Source organism: Kineococcus aridisoli (assembly GCF_050871885.1).
Lineage (GTDB): Bacteria > Actinomycetota > Actinomycetes > Actinomycetales > Kineococcaceae > Kineococcus.
In genome coordinates this window covers 1-20,213 of the sequence record NZ_JBJLSF010000003.1, presented here as the reverse complement: position 1 = coordinate 20,213, position 20,213 = coordinate 1, and the positions used below count along the sequence as shown (strand labels likewise).

Below are 20,213 nucleotides of genomic sequence, written 5' to 3'. Positions count from 1 at the left end.
TTTGCCAGCGGGTGACGGCTCAGGTCCCCGCCCCCCGGGCCGATGAACCAAGTGTCGGGCGGACGAGAGCCCTCCCGGCCGAGCCGGACCACGGATGGACCGGCGGGCACACCAGATGGACCCCAACTCACGGAGGAACGATCATCATGGGTCTTCGCGTCAACAACAACATCGCGGCGTTCAACAGCTACCGCAACCTGCAGGCCACCGACAAGACGCTGAACTCCTCGCTGGAGAAGCTCTCGTCCGGTCTGCGCATCAACAAGGCCGCTGACGACGCGGCCGGCCTCGTGATCTCCGAGGGCCTGCGCTCGCAGATCGGTGGCCTGACCGTCGCCGCCCGCAACGCCCAGGACGGCGTCAACGTCGCCCAGACCGCCGACGGCGCCCTCGGTACCGCGACCTCCATCCTGCAGCGCATGCGCGACCTGGCTGTCCAGTCGGCCAACGACACCAACGACAGCACCTCGCGCACCGCCATCCAGAAGGAGATCACCTCCCTCACGGCGGAGCTCGACCGCATCTCGGCCAAGACGTCCTTCAACGGCGTCAACCTGCTCGACGGCTCCTTCGCCGGCAAGCAGTTCCAGGTCGGCTACGCGGCCGGCGACGCCATCACGTTCGACATCAAGTCGGGCGCGGCCACCATCGCGGCGGCCTCCGCCACGACCGAGGTCTGGAAGTCCGGCGCGTTCGCCTCGTTCTCCGGCACCGCCGGCAGCAACGTGATCATCGACGGCGTGACTGTCGACGTCTCCGGCGCCACCGACCAGGCCACCTTCGTCGCCGCCGTCAACACCGCCCTGAGCGTCAAGTACGACGTCGCCAGCGCCAGCACCACCGGCTTCACCCTGACCGCGAAGGCCGCCGGTGCGGCGACCGACGCTTCCGTCACCTTCTCCGGCGCCTTCTCCGCCGCCACCGGTGCTGTCAGCACCCAGGGCGCGGCCGCTGTCACCGAGAACCCGGCCGGCACCTTCAACACCCGCGGCCTCGGGCTGTCGACCGTCTCCCTGACGACCCAGGCGGCTGCCAACACGGCGATCACCACGATCGACGAGGCGCTCAAGAAGGTCTCCGGCGCCCGCGCCGACCTCGGTGCGCTGCAGAACCGCTTCGAGAACGTCATCAAGTCCGTCAACGTCGCGATCGAGAACCTGACCGCGTCCGAGTCGGCGATCCGCGACACCGACATGGCCTCGGAGATGACGAAGTTCACCCGCAGCCAGATCCTGTCGCAGGCCGGCACCAGCATGCTGGCGCAGGCGAACTCCGCGTCGCAGAACGTCCTGTCCCTGCTGCGCGGCTGATCACCCGATCCGGGCGGCGTGAGCTGACCGGCTCATGAGGCGGGGGGCATCGGAGAACCCGGTGCCCCCCGCCTTCCGCCCGTTACCCATCCAGTGACTCGAAGAGGGGGGCCGTGATGTCCACGACCGTCTCGTCATCCACCGTCGATGGTCTGGTCAGCGGCCTCGACACGTCCAGCATCATCTCCAAGCTGCTGACCGCGGACGCCGCGCCGCAGACGCAGATGAAGTCCAGCATGAGCGCCGCCCAGCTGAAGGTCACGGCCTACCAGACCGTGAACTCGAAGATGGCGGCCCTCGGCACCGCGGCGGACGCCCTGGTGAAGGCCACCGGCTGGACACCCACCACGGCCAAGTCGTCCAGCGACGCCATCACGGTCACCGCGGACGGCACCGCGTCGGCCGGCTCGCTGAGCGTCTCGGTCGAGAAGCTCGCCGCGGCCCGCTCCGCCGTGTCCGGCACGTTCTCGCTCGGCGCGGACGGCAAGGTCAGCGACGCGACGATCGGCAGCTCGATCGGCACGCCGCTGGACATCGTCCGCAGCGACGGGTCCTACGTCACGATCAAGCCCAGCGCGGGCACGCTCGACCAGGTCGTGGCGGCGGTCAACAAGGCCGGTGACCTGGGCATCAAGGCGGTCGCCATCCGGGTGGGGGAGAACTCCTACCGGCTGCAGATCACCTCGACCGGCACCGGTGAGAAGGCCGGTGACTTTAAGGTCGTGCCGCACACCGGCCGGGCCGAGAGCCTGCCGTCCGCGCCCAAGAAGCTGGGCGCGAACGGCAACACCGAGTCCTACGGCACCGTCGGGTCCGAGCAGGCGGGGTGGAAGACCATCACCCCGGCCGCGGACGCCCAGGTCACCCTGGGTGCCAACAAGGTCGACGGCAACGGGAACGTCATCAGCACCGCCATCACCGCCTCGTCGCCGACCAACACGTTCACCGGGCTCATGCCCGGTGTGACGATGACGGTCGGGGCCACCACGGCCACGCCCGCGTCGGTGACCGTGACGAGCAACCCGTCGGCCGTCGCCACGGCCGTGGAGTCGCTCGTCAAGGCCGCCAACGCGGCGCTCGACGAAATCACCGTGCAGTCCCGCGCCGGCCTCGTCGGCTCGGACGGCAAGGTGGTCGGCGGCGGCACCCTGCGCGGTGACAGCACCCTGCGGGGCATGAAGTCGCAGGTCCTCGACGCGGTGACCGCCGCGCTCGGGGGTGGGGAGTCCGCGGCGAAGTACGGCCTGCAGTCCACCAAGGACGGCGCGTTGACCTTCGACAAGGACACGTTCCTCAAGGCCTACGAGGCCGACCCGGCCACGGTGCGCAAGCAGTTGGCCCCGTCGAGCCTCGACCCCGACACGACGTCCAAGGGCGTCGTGGAGCGGCTGGCCGCGGTGGCCAAGAACGCCACCGATGCCGACAAGGGCTCCCTCACGACAGTCATCGCCGGTCAGAACAAGACCATCAGCGACCTGACCACCCGCATCGCGGACTGGGACGCCCGCCTGGCGGCCAAGAAGGAGCGGTACCAGAAGTACTACTCCTCCCTGGAGACCGCGCTGGGCAAGCTGCAGAGCCAGTCGAACTGGCTGCAGGGCCAGCTCGCCTCGCTGGGCTGACCCGACCGGACGGGCCGGACGCTTCCACGCGTCCGGCCCGTTCGTCGTTGCGGCGCAACGCGTGCGCCGAAGGGCTGCAGTGTGCCACGCAGTTGCCGATGGAGTGTCAGGAACCGGGAAACCCACGGAGGAACCACCGCATGACCTCGATGACGTACGGCCGGCGCTCGGCGAACCGCTACCTCAACGACGGCCTGGAGACCGCGACCCCCGCCACGCTCCTCGTCATGCTCTACGACCGCCTCGTCCTGGACCTCGAGCGCGCCGAGCAGGCCCAGCGCAGCGGCGACCGGGAGACGGCGCACAAGAACCTCGTGCACGCGCAGGACATCGTCCTGGAGCTGCGCACCAGCCTCAAGGCCGACGCGTGGGAGGGCGGGGAGTCCCTGCAGGCGCTCTACACCTGGCTGCTGCAGGAGCTGCCGGCCGCCAACGTCGGCGGTGACGCCGAGCGCACCGCCGCCTGCCGCACCCAGGTCGTCGAGCCCCTCGCGCAGACGTGGCGCCAGGCCGCCGAGGAGCACCTGCGCTCGACCCCGGCCACCGGCCACGGTGTCGCGTGAACCCTGGCCGTCACCTGGCCGAGGGCCAGCCCTTGGACGCGCACTGGCGCGAGGCGTGGACCTCCGCGCTGCACGCCGCCGAGGTCGACGTCGCCGCCGCGGAGACGCTGCTGGACAAGCTGCACGCCGGTGAGGACCCGCCCGAGCAGCCTCCCGCGTCCGACTGGATCGCGCCGGCCCTGCTGGGCCACATCCCCGCCGAGTTCGCCGACCGCGCGCGGCTGCTGCTGCAGCGGCAGGTGGAGGTCAGCGAGCGCCTCGCGTCCGCGATGGTGCAGGCGCGCTCGCAGCAGCGGGCCCTGACGATGCTGGAGCCCGCCGAGCGGCGGCCGGTCTTCGTCGACACCGCGGTCTGAGCGGCGGCCCAGCGTGGACGTGCTCCTGAGCGCCTGCCTCGTCGTGCGCGACGAGGCGGCACGCATCGACCGGTGCCTGCAGGCCCTCGCGGGCCTGGTCGACGAGGTCGTCGTCCACGACACGGGGTCCCTCGACGGCACCCCCGCCCGGCTGGCCGCCCACGGGGCCGTCGTCGTCGCGGGTGGCTGGGAGGACGACTTCGCGGCCGCCCGCAACGTCGCCCTCGAGCGCGCGAGGGGGCGGTGGGTCCTCAGCGTGGACGCCGACGAGGTCGTCCGCGCCGACGCGGCCGCCTTGCGGCGCTGGCTGGCGGACGTGCCCGAGGACCAGCTGGCGGTGACGATCCGCAACCCCGTCGTCGGCGGGGGAGCCGGCTACGCGTCCACGACCGTGAAGCTCTTCCGGCGTGCCGGCGCCCGCTGGGCCGGCCGCGTCCACGAGCGCGTCGTCTCCCGCGGCGTCGAGGACGACGAGACGCCGCTGCGGCTGGTGCCGCCGCACCTGCTGCACATCGAACACGACGGGTACGCCGACCTGGACACCCAGCACCGCAAGAGCGCCCGCAACGCCCGGCTCGCGGCCCTGCAGCTGGACGACCTCGCCGCGTGCGCGCAGCCGGACCCGCGGGAGGTGGCGCGCGCCGCGCTCGACCTCGGGCGCTCCTGCATCGGCGCCGGCGAGCTGCAGCGGGCCGTCGACGCCCTCGAGCTCGCCCGCGCCGCCGCCGCCTCCGGCGCCCTGTGGCGCCAGGCCACCGACCACCTCGCCCGTCTCCTGCTGGGTGCCGGTGAGGCCGAGGTCGCCCTGGTGCTCGCCGACCAGCTCGAGGGCGGTGGCGCACCGCCGGAGTACTGCCGCTGGCTGCGGGCCCAGGGGCTCGCGCAGACCGGGCGCCCGGCGGACGCGATCGCGCAGCTGCAGCACGTCGGCGCGATCGTCGACACCGCCGGGCGCAGCCACGACCCCGCTGCGCTCGGGCGGCTGCGTGCGCTGTGCGAGGAGCTGCTCGCCGCCTGAGGCGCTCCCTGCGCCGGACGGGTGAGCGGGCACCGGATCGCTGACGCTGCGTGGCGCCCGCTCAGCGCTCGGGGTGGTTCCGCCGCCGGGCCATCACGTCGCCCACCGGGCCCGTCGATGAACACCTCGACGGCCGGCAGGACGACGGGGAGCAGGCGATGGGTGCAGGACGACGGCGGTGGGTCTCGGGGATCTCCGGGATCGCCGCGGTGAGCACGCTGGCGGCGGGTGCCGGTGCGATCGGGTTCCTCACCGGCAGCCCGGTGGCCGTGGCCAGCGGCTTCGGCCCCGGCGACGGCCTGCACCGCTACGTCGTTCGCGCCTCCGACCCGGCGCTGGGCGCCACGGGGCTGCCGCAGGTGGACCCGGGGCTGTTCGCAGCGGCCGTCGCCGACCTGGGCGACGGCGGCCACCTCGATCTCGTCCACGAGCGGACCTGGTACGTGACGGCGGAGTCCTCGCGACCGGTCTCGCAACCGGGCGCACCGCTGGCGGGCGAGGTCCCCGGGCAGGTCGGCGACGAGCTGCTCGTGGCGCTGGAGGCGGTGCCCGGCGTCCGCTCGGCGCAGCCGCTGCCGGACGGCACCGCCCTGGTGGCGACCGCCGGCTCCGACCGCGCGCTGCGCGCGGTCCCCGGGGTCATCGACGTCGAGGCCTCGCAGTCGGGGCGGGTGGCGGCGGCCCACCCCACCGACCCGTTCTTCAGCACCTTCGGGTGGAACCTGGAGAACACCGGGCTGAACGCCACCGGGCAGGTCGCCGTCGCGGACGTGGACGTCGACGCGAGCGCCGGCTGGGACGTCACCCGGGGCGCCGGCACCGTCATCGCCGTCGTCGACACCGGCTACGACTCCGACCACCCCGACCTCGCGGGCGCCCTGTGGACGAACCCGGGTTGCGGCAGCGACGCCGACGGCGACGGCATCACCGGTGACTGCCACGGCTGGAACTTCACGACGAACTCCGCCGACGTCGACAACGGCACCGGCGGGGCCCACGGGACCAACGTCGCGGGGGTGGCCGTCGCCCGCAAGGACAACGGGAACGGTTCGGCCGGCGTCGCGCCGGAGGCGCAGGTCATGCCGCTCGTCATCGGCTCGGGGTCCACCGTCGACATGTACCTGGGCGCCTCCGCCATCCGCTACGCCGTCGACCACGGCGCCGACGTCATCAACGCCTCCTGGGGCGGGCAGGCCACCGGCAGCGCGCTGCTGAACCTGCGGCTGGCCGTGCAGTACGCCGCCGACCGCGGCGTCCTCGTCGTCGCCGCTGCGGGCAACGACGGCGCCGACCGGGACAGCTCCCTCCTGTACCCGGCTAGCCTCACCGAGGAGAACGTCGTCACGGTGGGCAACCTGACCGCCAGCGGCTCCAAGGCGGCCAGCTCGGCGTACGGGAGGACCAGCGTCGACCTCTTCGCCCCCGGCACCAAGGTCTACACGCCGTGGAACGACGGGAGCTACCGCCTCGTGGACGGCACCTCCATCGCCGCGCCGCAGGTCGCGGCCGCCGCCGCCCTGCACCGCTCCGTGCAGCCGGCGGCCGGCACGCCGGTGGAGCGGATGCGCGCCCTCCGCGCGGCGCTGCTGGCCGACACGACCCCGCAGGCGAACCTGTCCGCGATCTCCGTCAGCGGGGGCCGGTTGTCCCTGGAGCACCTCGGCGCGAGGGTCAGCGCCACCGTCCAGTACGGCTTCAGCGGTGCCGGCACCGTCGTCGGTGCCGAGCAGCACCCCGTCGTGCGCGTCAGCGGTGGCGCGCAGGCCGGTGCCTACGCGCTGAGGGTCGGGCTGCTGGCCCAGGAGGACGGGCAGCTGTGGGGGATCAGCGGTGCGCAGGTGAGCGTCGCCGGGCAGTCCCGCACGACCGACGACCGCGGTGAGTTCACCCTCGACCTGGGCAGCGGCACCTCGGTGTCGCGCACCTTCACCGTCGACACGGCGCTGCCGCTGGGGCGCTACCTCGTGACCGCGCAGCTGTACCGCGACGGCGCGCCGCTGACCCGGCCGTGGGCGGCGCCGCTCGTCGTCGCCGAGGCGCCGGCCGCCACGCCGACGGCTGCCCCGACGGTCGCCCCGACCGCCTCGCCGTCCAGCACGCCGACTGCGTCCGCGTCGGCGTCCCCGTCGGCGTCGCCGTCGAGCCCGTCGTCGTCGAGCCCGGCCGCCTCGCCCGGCGCGACCTCGACGACGTCCCCGGGCGCGGTCCCGAGCGGCACGGCCACCACCGCACCCGCTGCACCCGGCACCCCGACGGGGACCGCGACCACCGCGCCGGGTGCGAGCGCCACGACCACCGGACCGGGCGCGAGCGCCACGACCACCGCGTCCGCTCCGAGCGGTGCGTCGAGCGCGCCCGCCGGCACGCCGTCCAGCACGCCGTCCAGCACGCCGTCCAGCACGCCCTCCAGCACCTCGGCGAGCGCCCCCGCGAGCACGCCGTCCGGTGCACCCGCGCCCAGCGCCCCCTCGGCGGTGACGTACCCGTCCACCGGCCGCTTCCAGGTGACGCGGGTGGACCCGGGACGGGTGTCGACCGCGGGGGGCGACGTGGTGACGATCACGGGGACGGACCTCGACCGGGTCGGCACCGTGCGCGTCGGCGCGACGGCCACCGCGGCCGTCCTCAGCGCGTCCTCGACGTCGCTGCAGGTGCGGGTGCCCGCACGCGTGGCCGGTGTCTACGAGGTGACGCTCTTCGAGCAGGGCGGCAGCGACCTCGCGCGGGCCAGCGTGCTGCCCGGGGCGCTGACCTACGAGGACCCGGCCGGCTCCGCGCAGCCGTCCAGCGCCCCGACGACCGCCCCGACGACCGCGCCCTCCGGCGCGCCGACGAACGGCTCCGGCGGGTCCTCCCCGTCGAGCACCGCGTCGAGCACGCCCACCGGTGGCGCGGGCGGCGGCACGCCGTCGAGCAGCTCCAGCGCTCCGTCCGCCGGCCCGTCCGCGCCGACGGGAAGCGCGACGCCGGTCCCGACCCGCACGAGCCGGGGCCTGACGCTGGTGCGCCGCGACGACCTCGGCTCGCCGGACGCCGCGTTCGCGGCCGGGGCCTGCGAGACGAGCTGCGCCGGGGCGCCGCTCTGAGCGTTCCCGTGCACGGCGAGCCGCGCCTTGGCAACGGATGTGCAGACATCCGTTGCTGAGGTGGGCCGGTGACGACGGATGCGTGGCCGTCCCTCGGGTGGGAGCCGCGCCCGTGGCGCTCGCGCGTCCCCGCCGACCCGGTGTCCCGGGCGGTCCACGAGGCTCACCAGGGGAGTGTCGGGTCGGCGGCGCGCGATGGGGTGGGATGAGCAGTGACGCGTCCCACCGGCACCCGTAGGGTGGGACCCGTGAGTGGTCGGGCGCTGAGGATCGACTCGAAGCGGAGGGCGGTCGTCCCCGCTGAAGTCCTCGCCGCGGCGGGCATCGCGGAAGGTGCCGAGTTGATCCCGCACGCCGAAGGGCCCGGCCGCATCCTCTTCGAGACGCGCGCTGCCATGCAGGCCCGCGTCCGCGCGAAGTACCGCCGCAGGAACGGTGCCGTGTCCGCCCAGCAGGCGTGGGCCGAGTACCACGACGAGGAGACCGACGCCCTCGAGGAGGAGGTCACCCGCCGAGCCGAGCTGGATGCGGGCCGCGAGGTCGGTCGGCTCTCGCTCGGGGACCGCAGCGCGATGGCCGCGGCCGAGTCCCGACACGACGCTCTCGTCACGACGGACCAGTTCGTGGTCCGGGTGTCCCAGCGTCTGGGATTCGACACCTACGACTACCGAGCCCGCTGAGGTTCGCCCGCCGGGCGGTGCGGGCAGGACGGGGCAGACGGCGGTGCCGGCTCAGGCGGTGTCGGTTCAGGCGGCGGCGGGCAGCGGCGCGGGGCGCGCCAGGTGGTAGCCCTGTCCCAGCTGGACCCCGAGGCCGCGCAGCGCGGCCAGTTCCGCGGGCGTCTCGATGCCCTCGGCGACGATCCGCGCACCCGTCGAGGCCGCGAACGTCACCAGGCCGGCCGCCAGGGCTCGCCGGGAGGGGTCGGCGTCGATGCCGCGCACGAGGCTGATGTCGAGCTTGATGAAGTCCGGCAGGATCGCCAGCACGTGCCGCAGGCTCGCGTACCCGGCGCCGGTGTCGTCCACCGCGACGCGCAGGCCGTTGCGGCGCAACGGTTCCAGCGTCGCCAGCAGCGCGGCGTAGTCCTCGATGGCCGAGTGCTCGGTGATCTCCACGACGAGGCGCTCCAGCGGCGCCGGTTCCAGCAGCCGGGCCAGCGCCGGGGAGGTGAGGGTCGCGGGGGAGAGGTTCACGGTGAGGAAACCGGGCAGCCGCGGCAGGCCCCGCAGCGCGTTGGCGACGGCCCGCAGCTCCAGGTCCTCGCCGTAGCCGACCTCGGCCGCCTCGGCGAACCAGCGGTCGGGCGCGGGCGTCCCGGCCGGGAAGCGGCTGAGCGCCTCCGCGCCCACGTGCTCGGCGGTCAGCAGGTCCAGGATCGGCTGGTAGACCACGTGCGGGCCGCCGGCGGCGTCCAGGTCGTCCAGGCGGGCCAGGCGCGCGCGGCGCACCCGCTGCGCCTGGTCCTCCTCCTCGACGAGGTCCATCACCGCCTCGGCCACCGCCCGCAGCACCTCGGCGTCGCGTTCGCGCAGGCCCTCGTCCGGCTGCGCGGAGACCGCGCAGAGCGTTCCGTACAGGCCGCCGTTGCGCCGGTGCAGCGGGACGCCGACGTAGGCGGCCATGCCCACCCGCCGGGCCGTGGTGCCGGCGAACTCGGCGGCGGAGGTGTCGGGGGCGACGACGGGGGCGCCGGTGCGCACCACCCGCTCGCACAGCGACCCCTGCAGCGGGAAGGCCATGCCGGGGTGCATCGGCACCTGCAGCGGCGAGACGACGTTGCGGACGTGCCGCTCGCTGCCGTCGACGGCCGAGATGAACGCCAGGTCGGCCCCCAGCTGGCGCCGGGCCAGGTCCAGCATCGCGTCCAGGGCGCTCGCCCCCGCGGTGCCCCGCCCGGCGGGCGGCACCCGCGCGGGCGCCGGGCCGGCGGTCGGGACGCCGCCCGCCCCAGTGCCCGCAGCCGCGCCCGGACCGGTCGAGGGCTCGGGGGAGGGCAGCGGCGTGGGGGCGTCGGCGGCCAGCTCGCGCTCGGCGGCCGCCCAGGCGGCGGCCAGCCCGCTCTCGCGGCGGCGGCGGCCCACGCCGGTGCGCACGGCGACGCCCTCGGCGGCCAGCGCGGCGCGCACCCGCCCGGCCAGCGCGCGGGCGCCCTCGGCGTCCGTGCCGGGCAGCAGCACGCCGAAGCGGTCCCCGGCCAGGCGGGCCAGCAGGTCCCCGGCGCGCAACCGGGACTCCACCGTGCGCGCCGCCCGGTGCAGCAGCGCGTCCCCGGCGGCGAAGCCGTCGCGGCGGTTGACGGCGGTCAGGCCGTCCACGGCCAGCAGCACCAGGGACACCGGCCGCGCGTGGCGGGCCGCACGCTGCTCCTCGGTGCGCAGCGCGGCGTCCCAGACCTCGCGGCCGGCGACGCCGGTGACCTCGTCGACGTGCTCGGTGCAGGCGCGCTCGGCGGCGCGGGCGCGCTCGACGACCTCCAGCTCGGCGGCCAGCAGCGCTCCGAGCAGGTCGCCCTGCAGCCGGACGCTGGGCAGCGCCTCCTCCAGCGCGGGCGCGGGCCCGGCGCCCACCCCGCACAGCGTCGCGAGGACCTCGCCGCCGGGCGAGGTCAGCGGCACGCTGACGACGGACACCTGCGCCGGTGCGCCGGCCGTGGTGCGCCCGGCCAGCGAGTCCGGCAGCGGCCCGCGCAGCACCGGGTGCGCGCCCTCCTCGACCACGCGCCGGCAGTGCGTGTCCCGCCACGCCAGCGCGGCACCGGCCTCCAGCCCGAAGACGGGGTCGGTGGCGGCCAGGACGACGTGCTCCTCGCCCTCGGCGCGCGCGATCCACCAGCTCTCCAGCCCCACGCGCACGGCCAGGTCGGCCAGGGTGCGCGCCGCGGCCGCGGCGAAGTCGGCCACCGGGCCCTGCGCGTGACCGGGCGCGGCGCCGGGCGCGGCGCCGGGTGCGGCGCTGGGTGCGGGGGGAGTCGGCACGAGCGTCGTCATCGGCGTGTCCGGCGGTGTGCTTGAGCGGTGGGGGGAGGCGCGCACGGGCCCGTGCGGACCGGTGCGGGTGTCGTGCGGATGTCGTCCGGATGTCAACGTCGCGTAAAACCCGTGTGACGTGCGTAACTCTTCGCCATCCTCGTCCGATGCTCAGTCAGGGCGTGCAGACGATCGCCCGGACGCGACCGACGGAGACGACCATGCCGAGCACCCGCACCACTCTCGCCGCCTGCCTCGTGCTGCAGGGCACCAGCGGCACCCCCGCCCTGGAGGAGGACCTGCGCGGCCTCGTGGACGTGGCCGACGAGGTCGTGGTCTACGACACCGCCGACCACGTCGCCCCCGGCACCGCCGCCTTCGACGCCACGCTGCACCCGGCCGTCACCGTGGTCAGCGGTTTCTGGGCCGACGACCGCGAGCGCGCCCAGCAGGCGGCGCTGGCGCACGTGGAGTCCGACTGGGCGCTGTGCGTGCTGGCGGGGGAGAAGGTGACGGCCTCCCCCGAGCAGCTGCGCCGGCTGCTCGAGGACGCCACCGACGTGCCGGCGATGTCGGTGCGCGTGGACGACGTGGTGCGCGGCACGCACCGCTCGGCGCGGCTGCTGCACAAGGCGCTGCCGGGTGCCGCCTTCGGCGGGGACCTCGCCGAGGTGCCCTCGCACCTGCTGACCGTCCGCCAGCCGGTGGCGACCACGGCGAGCGTGCCGCGCCAGCACGGGGTCTTCGACCGCGTCTGAGGGGTCGTGGCGCCCGTCGGGGGCGTCGGGGGGCGCCCGCGGGGGCCGCGTGGTGCGCGGCCCCCGCGGACGGCCCCCGGGCTAGGCTGGCGCGGAGCCCCAGGAGGTGATCCGCCCGTGTCCGAGCAGACCGCACCGCCCACCTCGACCGTGGGACGGGCCCTCAGCTGGGAGGAGTACGAGCGCCTGCCGGAGGACCCGCGTGCGGAGTACATCGACGGGCACCTCGTCGTGAGCCCGAGCCCGTCGGGGCGGCACCAGAAGATCGCCCTGCGGCTCGCGTTCGCCCTGCAGGCCGTGCTGCCCGCCACCCACGACGTCAACACCGCGTGGGCCTGGAAGCCGCGGCGCGACGAGTTCATCCCCGACGTCATGGTCTACCCGCTCGCCGAGGCGGAGGGCCGCCCGGACGCCCGGTTCACCGGCATGCCGGTCCTCGTCGTGGAGATCCTCTCCTCCAACCGCGGTGACGACCTGGTCCACAGGTCGGGCAAGTACGCCGCCGCCGGGTTGCCCCGGTACTGGACGGTGGACCCGCGCGACGAACTGCTGACCGCCTACGTCCTGCAGGAGGGCGTGTTCGTCCCCGCCGCCGTCCTCGGGCGCGGTGAGCGCGCCGAGCTCGACCTGGGCGTGGCGCGGTTGCCCGTCGACCTCGACGCGCTGCTGGGCTGAACCGGCGCCGAGGGGCAGGTCCGGCGCGGGTCCCTAGGCCCCGCGCCTGCTGCGGTACATGCGCGCGTCGGCGACGTCGAGCAGCGTCGCGGCGTCCGTGCCGTCGCGGGGGACGAGCGCGTGACCGGTGCTGGCGCGCAGCTGCAGGGCGCCGCCGGGGGTCTGGACGGGGTCCCGCAGCGCCGCCTGGAGGTGCTGCACGACCTCGCGCACGGCGCGCTCGGCGCCCCCGGTGTCCGCGGGCAGCCCGGTGAGCACCAGGAGGAACTCGTCACCCGCGAGGCGGGCCAGCAGGTCGCCGGCGCGCACCACCGACTGCAGGCGCCGGGCCGCCTGCACCAGCGCCCGGTCGCCGGTGCTGTGCCCGAACCGGTCGTTGACGGCCTTGAAGCCGTCCAGGTCGACGAGCACCACCGCCACGGCGGCCCCCGAGCGCTCGGCGCGGCGCAGCTCCCGCTCCAGGTGCTCCAGGACGTGGGCGCGGTTGGGCAGGCCCGTCAGGTCGTCGTGGTAGGCCAGGTGCGCGGTCCGCCGCTCCCGCTCGACGCGGTCGCTGACGTCGGCCTGGTTGCCGATGAAGTGCGTCAGGCGCCCCTCGGCGTCGTGCACGGGGCTGATGGTGACCTCGTTCCAGAAGGCGCTGCCGTCGCGGCGGTGGTTCAGCAGCACGGCCCGCGCGGTGCGGCCGGTCAGCAGGCGGCGGGCGATCACCCGGACCTGGGTGCGGTCGGTGCCGGGGCCCTGCAGGAAGCGGCAGTTGCGTCCCAGGCACTCGTCGGCGGAGTACCCGGTCAGCTGCTCGAAGGCGGCGTTGACGTACACCAGCGGCATGTCCGGTGCGGTCGCGTCGGCGATGACGATCCCGTTGCTGGCGGTCGCGATGGCCCGCGTCAGCAGCGCCGGCAGGTGCTCGGGGTCCACGCCCGCCAGCGCGGGGCCGGCCGGCGGGCGGGCCCCGGTGCCGCGGGCCCGGCCGCCGGCCCGGGGCCGCGGGGCCGGCGGGGAGCCGTCGGCCCCGTCGCGGGGAGCGGGCGCCTGCACGCGGGACATCAGCAGCGACGCCGCGGCGATCACCTGGTCGCGGTCGTAGCTGAGCACGTACTCCATCCGGCGGTCCGCGCCCGCCGCCCCGGAGGGTTCGCGCGCCGGCTCCGCCTGCTCGCCGCGCGGCGGGGGGCCGGTGACGTCCCGGCCGGCGAGGGCCGCGGCGAAGTGGGGGGAGACGACCGCGACGGCCCACTCCTCGCTCATCGGGTCGTCCGCGGCCAGGGGCGTGCCGTGCACGCCCCGCACGGGGGCCGGGCCCATGCCGGGGCCCAGGACCGCCGTCAGCGCGGTGACCGCCGCCATCGCCTCGTAGCGGCGCGAGGTGGCGGGGGTGAGCAGGTCGGCGTGCTGGAAGGACGCGAGCACGACGGCCGTCTCGTCCATGAGCATCGCCTGGCGCTCCACCTGCCGCGTCAGGGGGGCCAGCAGCTCGGGGGTCGTGGGCTGGGCCTCGACGTCCCGGTTCAGCGCCTGGAAGACCGTCGCCGCCGGTGGCGGCGCGACCTCCTGCGGCGGCAGCTGCAGCCGCCCGCCCCAGCGCTGCGGCAGCGGGCCGGGGCGGGCGAAGTGCCAGCCCTGGCCCAGCCGGGCGCCCGTGCTCAGCGCCCGGCGCAGGTGCTCGGGGCCCTCGATGCCCTCGGCGAGCACGAGCGCACCGCAGCGCTGGGCCTCGGCGTGCACGGCGTTGACGATGGCCGCCACGTCCAGGCTGGGCCGCGAGCGCACCAGAGCCAGGTCCAGCTTGATGACCTCGGGGCGCAGGAACGGCATGAGCGCCAGCGCGTCCGGCTCGGCGCCCACGTCGTCCAGGGCCACCGCCCAGCCCAGCTCGCGCGCCCGCCGGACACCCGCCAGCAGCTGTGCGGGGTGCTGCAGCAGGTCCCGCTCGGTGACCTCCACGACCACCTGCACACCGGCCGGCAGCAGCGCCGCGACGCCCTCGAGGTCCCGCCGCGACAGCGCCGCCAGCGTGGGCGGCTCCACGTTGACGAACAGGGTGGCGGTGGGGGGCAGGTCCCGCGCCGATCCGGCGACGCAGCGCACGCACGCCTCGTCCAGCTCGAGCACGGCCGCGCCGCCGCGCGCGGCCGCCGCGGCGAACAGCTGCCCGGGGGAGAGCTGCCGCGCGCCCCGCGTCCCCCGCACCAGGCCCTCGACGGCCACGACCTCGCCGGTGCGCAGGTCCACGATCGGCTGGTACACCGCGTGCAGCTGCGCCGGCCCCGCTCCGTCCGGCTCCACCTCGTCCGGCTCCACCTCGTCCGGCTCCACCCCGTCCGGCCCGGCCTGGTCCGGCCCGGCCTGGTCCGGCCCGGGCGCTCCAGCGTGCGGATGCCCCATCGCCCCGCCCTCCCCTCGCCCGCGGGCGGTGGCCCGGTCGGCACCGACCCTAGGGACTGCTCCGCGCGAGGGCGCGCCGGGGCGCGCGGGCGACGACCGTCACCCGTCCGGCACCGCCTCCCGACCCGGACGGAGCAGCGCACCCGCGCCGCTGTGACGCGACGTGGTCAAGCCCGGCGCCGGCCGCGCCGATGCTCCTGGTGGGCCTCGCCCGTGCTCCCCCCCGACGCGCGGCCCCCCCGTCGCCGAACAAGGTGCGACGGGCACGGCGGCGCCCGAGCGGGCGGTGCCGTGCCACGACCACGGTGAACCCCGGAGACCGAGATGACCCCCCCCACCGCCTCCACCGCACCCACCGCCGTCCTGGTGCAGGACGACCCGCTGACCGCCGCGACCGCGGCGGCGCCCCGCCCGCGTCCGCAGCGGGTGCTGCTCGCCGCGGGTGACGCGCTCGCGCTGTCCGCGCTGGCGGAGCGGGTGTCCGCTCCCGGGCGCGAGGTCCACACCACCGTCTGCGGGCAGGTGGCCCTCGACCTGGCGCTGCAGCTGCACTTCGACCTCGTCGTCCTGCGCGACGACCTGCCGGGCGTCAGCGCCGCCGAGGTCACCCGCCGGCTGCGGGCCACCGACGAGCTGGCGCAGCCGTCCGTCGTCCTCCTCGACGGGACCGGGGAGCCGGCGGCCGCGCTCGTGCACCCCGCCGCGCTCGAACGCGGCTAGCGGGTCCCGTCGTCCAGGAGCGCGGACACCCGCTGGCGGGTGACGCCGAACAGCCGCGCGATCTCCGGGACGGTGCACCCCTCGGCGCGCAGCGCCCGCACCTGCGCGCGGCGGTAGCGGCCACCGGCCTCGCCCAGCCCGGTCATCGTCGCGGTGAGCATCTCGGCGATGAAGGGGCGCTCCTTGGAGCCGACGATGTCGGCGTAACCGGTCCCCGCCGCGCGCCGGTGCAGCACCGCCCGAGCGCGCTCGCGGACGAGGTCGAGCTCGGCGATGGCGTCCGTCAGCTCCTCGACCAGCGCGACGAGGGCGTCCGCCGTCGCGTCCGCGGCGGTGGGCGCCACGTGCGCCCGCTCGGGTCCGGTCACAGCACGCCATCGAACCGCCGGGCACCGGACTTGAGCCGGGCCCCGGCGATCCCCTCCCCGGCCCGGGCGCAGGACCGCCCCGAATCCCCGCTCAAGGCCGCAACGGGGGTTGCCGACCATCTAGTCATCCCCACCCCAGCGCCGACCGGACCGCTCCGGCCACCGCCTCGTCGCGCCCTCCCAGCGAAGGATCCAGCTCGATGCCCCTGACCAAGAACGGCGCCACGGCGACCATCCCCGCAGCCCGTCCCGCTGCCGGCCCCACCGCCCCGGCCGCCCCCCGCAAGGACGCCCGCGAGTCCGACGAGGCGCGCCGCCGCGCCCGCACGGTCGCCAAGCAGCAGCAGGCCGCCGAGCGCATCGCCGCCGCCACCACCGAGCTGGCCGCCTCCACCGCCCAGTCCGCCGAGGCCTCGCGCCAGCTGCGCGAGGCCATGCAGCAGATCGCCGCCGGCGCCGAGGAGGCCTCGGGCGCCACCCAGGAGTCGCTGGCCGCCACCAACCAGGTCGCCGGGCGCATCCGCACCCAGCAGCAGACCAGCAAGCGCGTGCAGGAGACCACCACCAAGCTGCAGGCGCTGCTCGGCGAGACCGCCGAGGGCATCTCCGGCCTGGTCGCCAACGTCGGCGAGGCCGCCGACCGCCAGACCACCTCCGTGGAGATGATCACCGAGCTGGAGAAGCAGGCCGAGGAGATCGGCACCATCGTCGCCGCCGTCGCGCGCATCGCCGACCAGACGAACCTGCTGGCCCTCAACGCCGCCATCGAGGCCGCCCGCGCCCGCCAGCACGGCAAGGGCTTCGCCGTCGTCGCCGACGAGGTGCGGACCCTGGCCGAGACCTCCGAGCGCTCCGCCAGCCAGATCCGCGAGCTCATCGACTCCATCCGCGCCGGCGTCACCTCCGTCGCCGAGGGCGTGCAGGCCTCCGCCGACACCTCCCGCGGTGAGGTCGAGAAGGGCCGCGCCGTCACCGCGCAGCTCGCGCAGATCCGCGACGACATGAGCGTGATCCTCGAAGGCGCCGGCGAGATCGCGACCGCCGCCGGCCAGGCCGAGCGCGCCTCGCAGGACGCGCAGCTGCGCGCCGAGGAGATCGCCGCCGCCGCCGAGCAGCAGTCCGCCGCCGCCGAGGAGGTCCTGCAGACCGTCGACCAGCAGGGCGCCGCGCTGCAGCAGAGCGAGCAGGCCGCCGAGCAGCTCTCGGAGATCGCCGACGAGCTGCGCGGCTCCGCCGACATCGGCAAGAGCGCCGAGGAGGTCGCCGCCTCCGCCGAGGAGCTGGCCGCCGCCGCCGAGGAGATCAACCGCGCCGCGGCGCAGATCTCCCAGGCCATCACCGAGATCTCCAGCGGGGCGCAGGCCCAGTCGGCCAAGACGCAGGAGTCCTCCAGCGCCATCAACCAGATCGAGTCCGGCGCGCAGCTGGCCGAGACCCGCGCGGGCGTGGCCGTGGAGAAGGCCGGCGAGATGATCGCCCAGCTGGCGACCAACAAGGACGCCGTCGACGCGATGATCACCGCGATCACCGCCGCGTCCGCGGCCGCCAAGGACAGCGTCAAGCAGGTCGTCGAGCTGGAGATCGTCTCCCGCAAGATCGACAAGATCGTCGACGCCATCGCCAACGTCTCCATCCAGACGAACATGCTGGCCGTCAACGGGTCCGTGGAGTCCGCGCGCGCCGGTGAGTACGGCAAGGGGTTCGCGGTCGTCTCCACCGACATCCGCAACCTGGCCCGCGACTCCGCCGACAACGCCGAGCGCATCAAGGACCTCGTCAAGGAGGTCCAGGACCGCATCGCCGCCGTGCGCGCGGACCTGGAGGAGACCTCCCGCCAGGCCCTCGTCGAGGTCGAGCGCGCCAAGGCCAGCACCGCCCGCCTCGTCGAGGTCGAGCGCGACATGGCGCAGGTCCGCGCCGGCAACGAGGAGGTCCGCGCCGCCAGCGCCGAGATCGCCTCCGCGCTCTCGCAGGTGAAGACCGCGCTGGACCAGATCTCCGCCGCGGCGAACCAGGCGGACGCCCTGTCGACCCAGGCCTCCGCCGCCGCCCGCCAGCAGTCCACCGGCGCCGAGGAGCTCGCCACCGCGATCGAGGAGATCGCCGCCCTCGCCGACGAGCTGCAGCAGCCCTGACCGGACCCGTCGAACGAGGAGTGCGATGAGCACCGTGGAAACCCTCCTCGAGGAGGAGCTCCCCGCGACGCCGGCAGGCGCGCCCACCGGCGAGACCGGTGGGACCGGCGGGGAGGAGGCCGACGTCGCGAGCGACTTCGTGACGTTCGAGATGGCGGGGGAGTCCTACGCGCTGCACATGGAGCGCGTGCAGGAGATCATCCGCATGCCCGAGCTGATCCGGGTCCCGCTGGGCCCGGCGGCGCTGGAGGGCCTGGCCAACCTGCGCGGCCGCGTGCTGCCGGTGGTGAGCCTGCGCGCCTGCTGCGGGCTGTCCGCCACCGGCCACGACGAGGCCACCCGCGTCGTCGTCGTCGAGGCCGCCGGGGCGACCCTCGGCCTCGTGGTGGACCGCGTCACCGCCGTCGTGTCGGTGGAGGCGGACCAGCTGGAGAGCGCCGAGGGCGTGCAGGGCACCGTGCGCTCCGAGCTGCTGGCCGCGGTCCTCAAGCCGGCCTCCGGCAAGGGCGGCGCCGGGCGCATGACCACGGTGCTGGACGTCCAGCGCCTGGTGCGCAGCGAGTTCGCCGACCTGGCGCGCAAGGTCGCCGGCACCGGCGGCGCGGGCGGCTGGTCGCCCACCTCGGCCGTGGTCGAGGAGGACTCCTCCGACACCCTGGAGCTGGTGAGCTTCGCCGTCGACGGCCAGGAGTACGCGCTGCCCATCGACCGCGTGCAGGAGATCGTCCAGGCCCCCGAGCGCGTCACGGCCGTGCCGAACGCGGCCGCCCGCGTGCTGGGGGTCATGGACCTGCGCGGCGGGCTGCTGCCCGTCGTCAGCCTGCGCCAGGTGTTCGGGCTGGAGGTGCCGGCGCTGCAGGCGCACAACCGCATCGTCGTCGTGACGGTCGAGCGCGAGGGCCGCGAGTCCCTCGTGGGCGTCGTCATGGACACCGTCCGCGAGGTGCTGCGGGTGCCGGCCGAGCTCGTCGGCGCGCTGCCGCACGTGGTCTCCGGCGGCGGGCGCAGCCGCGAGGTGCAGTCGGTGTGCCGGCTGGAGGACGGCAAGCGCCTGGTGTCGGTGCTGTCGGCCGACTCCCTCGTCGACGTCGGCGCCCTCGCCGACCTCGACACCGAGAACGCGGTGGTCACCCGCACCCGCGACGAGCAGGAGGACGACGTGGTGGACGACGGCCGGGGCGACGACGAGCTGCTCGTCGTCTTCCGCCTGCAGGGCGAGGAGTACTGCGTGGCGGTCGACGCCGTGCAGGAGATCATCCGCGTGCCGGAGACGCTGATCCGCGTGCCCAAGACCCTCGACTTCGTCGAGGGCCTGGTCAACCTGCGCGGTGCGGTGCTGCCGGTCGTGGACCTGCGCACCCGCCTGGGCCTGGAGCGCAGCGCCCGCGACGAGCGCCAGCGCATCGTGGTGCTCATCATCAAGGGCGTCCGCACGGGTTTCGTCGTCGACTCCGTCGCCGAGGTGCTGCGGGTCTCCGGCGCCGAGCTGGAGTCCGCCCCCGAGCTGTCGCCCGAGCAGGCCGAGGTCGTCACCCGGGTGGCGAACCTGCCGCGCTCGGAGCGCATGCTGCTCGTCCTCGAGCCCTCCCAGCTCCTGGGCCGCGCCCAGGTCGCGCAGCTGGCGGACGAGGTGCCGGCCGCGACCACCGCGGCCTGAGCGCGGGAGCCGTCCCGGTGGTCGCAACGCACCTGAAGGTGCTCGTCGTCGACGACTCCGCGCTCATGCGCAAGGCCCTGAAGACCATGCTCACCGCCGACGGCGACGTGGAGGTCGTCCTCGCCCGCAACGGCGAGGACGCCCTCGACGTCCTGGCGCGCGAGGAACCCGACGTGGTCACCCTCGACGTCAACATGCCCGTCATGGACGGGCTGACGTGCCTGTCGCGGATCATGGACGAGCGCCCCGTCCCGGTGGTCATGGTCTCCTCGATCACCGAGCGGGGGGCCGTGGCCACCCTGGAGGCCCTCGAGCTGGGCGCCGTGGACTACGTCGCCAAACCCGGCGGCACGGTGTCGATGAACATGTCCGAGGCCGCCGAGGAGATCCGCCGCAAGGTCCGCCGCGCGGCGTCCTCGCGGGTGCGCCGCGGCTCGCTGACGGCGCGGCTGCGCCGCCAGCGCGAGGAGGCGTACGCCGCCGCCCGCCCGGCCCGGCGGGCCGGTCCCGCGGCCGGTCCCGCGGCCGGGGGCGCCCGCCCCGGCGGCCCCGCCGCGCCGGCGGTGCTTGGCGCCCTCAACGGCCGGC

At 75.5% G+C, this 20,213-nt stretch carries 16 protein-coding genes; 13 read left to right on the top strand and 3 right to left on the bottom strand.

The window, feature by feature from the left end:
* Positions 1 to 146: 146 nt before the first annotated feature.
* The 7 genes from ACRYM2_RS01495 to ACRYM2_RS01465 all read left to right on the top strand — a co-directional run bounded on the left by ACRYM2_RS01495 (position 147) and on the right by ACRYM2_RS01465 (position 8,635).
* Entirely contained in the window at positions 147 to 1,310 is a 1,164-nt protein-coding gene (locus ACRYM2_RS01495) for a flagellin N-terminal helical domain-containing protein (RefSeq protein ID WP_432519349.1), read from the top strand.
* A 116-nt stretch (positions 1,311 to 1,426) separates the two neighbouring features.
* Positions 1,427 to 2,932 (top strand): flagellar filament capping protein FliD, encoded by a 1,506-nt coding sequence (fliD, locus tag ACRYM2_RS01490; RefSeq protein WP_432519347.1) that lies wholly within the window; start codon positions 1,427 to 1,429, stop codon positions 2,930 to 2,932.
* A 140-nt stretch (positions 2,933 to 3,072) separates the two neighbouring features.
* Complete coding sequence (gene fliS, locus ACRYM2_RS01485) at positions 3,073 to 3,495, top strand: flagellar export chaperone FliS (protein ID WP_432519345.1); 423 nt, start codon at positions 3,073 to 3,075, stop codon at positions 3,493 to 3,495.
* Positions 3,492 to 3,851: a hypothetical protein gene (locus ACRYM2_RS01480; RefSeq protein ID WP_432519344.1), complete on the top strand. Its 360-nt coding sequence runs from the start codon at positions 3,492 to 3,494 to the stop codon at positions 3,849 to 3,851. Before fliS ends, ACRYM2_RS01480 begins: the two co-directional genes overlap by 4 nt.
* Before the next feature lie 13 nt (positions 3,852 to 3,864).
* On the top strand, positions 3,865 to 4,869 hold the full coding sequence (locus tag ACRYM2_RS01475; protein WP_432519342.1) for a glycosyltransferase family 2 protein: 1,005 nt from the start codon (positions 3,865 to 3,867) through the stop codon (positions 4,867 to 4,869).
* A 50-nt stretch (positions 4,870 to 4,919) separates the two neighbouring features.
* Positions 4,920 to 7,955 carry a S8 family serine peptidase gene (locus ACRYM2_RS01470; RefSeq protein WP_432519341.1) on the top strand — a complete coding sequence of 1,012 codons (3,036 nt, stop codon included), beginning with the start codon at positions 4,920 to 4,922 and terminating at the stop codon, positions 7,953 to 7,955.
* A 341-nt stretch (positions 7,956 to 8,296) separates the two neighbouring features.
* Positions 8,297 to 8,635, top strand: coding sequence for a hypothetical protein (locus tag ACRYM2_RS01465; protein ID WP_432519339.1), 339 nt, complete (start codon positions 8,297 to 8,299; stop codon positions 8,633 to 8,635).
* 66 nt (positions 8,636 to 8,701) lie between these two features.
* Here ACRYM2_RS01465 and ACRYM2_RS01460 read toward each other — a convergent pair whose 3' ends face one another.
* Complete coding sequence (locus tag ACRYM2_RS01460) at positions 8,702 to 10,945, bottom strand: EAL domain-containing protein (RefSeq protein ID WP_432519338.1); 2,244 nt, start codon at positions 10,943 to 10,945, stop codon at positions 8,702 to 8,704.
* Positions 10,946 to 11,145: 200 nt separating this feature from the next.
* Between ACRYM2_RS01460 and ACRYM2_RS01455 the strand changes: the two genes are divergently transcribed.
* Together ACRYM2_RS01455 and ACRYM2_RS01450 are read left to right on the top strand one after the other, a co-directional pair.
* Positions 11,146 to 11,682 carry a glycosyltransferase family protein gene (locus ACRYM2_RS01455; protein WP_432519337.1) on the top strand — a complete coding sequence of 179 codons (537 nt, stop codon included), beginning with the start codon at positions 11,146 to 11,148 and terminating at the stop codon, positions 11,680 to 11,682.
* A 117-nt stretch (positions 11,683 to 11,799) separates the two neighbouring features.
* On the top strand, positions 11,800 to 12,357 hold the full coding sequence (locus tag ACRYM2_RS01450) for a Uma2 family endonuclease (RefSeq protein ID WP_432519336.1): 558 nt from the start codon (positions 11,800 to 11,802) through the stop codon (positions 12,355 to 12,357).
* A 33-nt stretch (positions 12,358 to 12,390) separates the two neighbouring features.
* Here ACRYM2_RS01450 and ACRYM2_RS01445 read toward each other — a convergent pair whose 3' ends face one another.
* Positions 12,391 to 14,745, bottom strand: a complete 2,355-nt coding sequence (locus ACRYM2_RS01445) for a diguanylate cyclase domain-containing protein (RefSeq protein WP_432519335.1) — start codon at positions 14,743 to 14,745, stop codon at positions 12,391 to 12,393.
* 324 nt (positions 14,746 to 15,069) lie between these two features.
* Between ACRYM2_RS01445 and ACRYM2_RS01440 the strand changes: the two genes are divergently transcribed.
* The gene (locus tag ACRYM2_RS01440; protein WP_432519334.1) at positions 15,070 to 15,465 is read left to right on the top strand and encodes a response regulator; all 396 of its coding nucleotides are present in this window, start codon (positions 15,070 to 15,072) and stop codon (positions 15,463 to 15,465) included.
* Here the strand turns inward: ACRYM2_RS01440 and ACRYM2_RS01435 are convergent.
* Entirely contained in the window at positions 15,462 to 15,833 is a 372-nt protein-coding gene (locus ACRYM2_RS01435; RefSeq protein ID WP_432519333.1) for a hypothetical protein, read from the bottom strand. The two genes, ACRYM2_RS01440 and ACRYM2_RS01435, sit on opposite strands and share 4 nt — an antisense overlap.
* Before the next feature lie 200 nt (positions 15,834 to 16,033).
* Here ACRYM2_RS01435 and ACRYM2_RS01430 point away from each other — a divergent pair, with 200 nt between their 5' ends.
* From ACRYM2_RS01430 to ACRYM2_RS01420, 3 genes are all read left to right on the top strand, one after another.
* Positions 16,034 to 17,968, top strand: a complete 1,935-nt coding sequence (locus tag ACRYM2_RS01430) for a methyl-accepting chemotaxis protein (RefSeq protein WP_432519332.1) — start codon at positions 16,034 to 16,036, stop codon at positions 17,966 to 17,968.
* Positions 17,969 to 17,993: 25 nt separating this feature from the next.
* On the top strand, positions 17,994 to 19,625 hold the full coding sequence (locus tag ACRYM2_RS01425) for a chemotaxis protein CheW (RefSeq protein WP_432519331.1): 1,632 nt from the start codon (positions 17,994 to 17,996) through the stop codon (positions 19,623 to 19,625).
* A gap of 17 nt (positions 19,626 to 19,642) precedes the next feature.
* The coding region (locus tag ACRYM2_RS01420; RefSeq protein WP_432519330.1) for a response regulator at positions 19,643 to 20,213 on the top strand (571 nt) is incomplete at its 3' end.

Bases quoted from the DNA above. Each gene is read 5' to 3' on its own strand.
- fliS (WP_432519345.1), top strand. From the start codon at position 3,073: ATGACCTCGATGACGTACGGCCGGCGCTCGGCGAACCGCTACCTCAAC.
- ACRYM2_RS01445 (WP_432519335.1), bottom strand. From the start codon at position 14,745: ATGGGGCATCCGCACGCTGGAGCGCCCGGGCCGGACCAGGCCGGGCCG.
- ACRYM2_RS01425 (WP_432519331.1), top strand. From the start codon at position 17,994: ATGAGCACCGTGGAAACCCTCCTCGAGGAGGAGCTCCCCGCGACGCCG.
- ACRYM2_RS01455 (WP_432519337.1), top strand. From the start codon at position 11,146: ATGCCGAGCACCCGCACCACTCTCGCCGCCTGCCTCGTGCTGCAGGGC.
- ACRYM2_RS01430 (WP_432519332.1), top strand. From the start codon at position 16,034: ATGCCCCTGACCAAGAACGGCGCCACGGCGACCATCCCCGCAGCCCGT.
- ACRYM2_RS01460 (WP_432519338.1), bottom strand. From the start codon at position 10,945: ATGACGACGCTCGTGCCGACTCCCCCCGCACCCAGCGCCGCACCCGGC.
- fliD (WP_432519347.1), top strand. From the start codon at position 1,427: ATGTCCACGACCGTCTCGTCATCCACCGTCGATGGTCTGGTCAGCGGC.
- ACRYM2_RS01440 (WP_432519334.1), top strand. From the start codon at position 15,070: ATGACCCCCCCCACCGCCTCCACCGCACCCACCGCCGTCCTGGTGCAG.
- ACRYM2_RS01495 (WP_432519349.1), top strand. From the start codon at position 147: ATGGGTCTTCGCGTCAACAACAACATCGCGGCGTTCAACAGCTACCGC.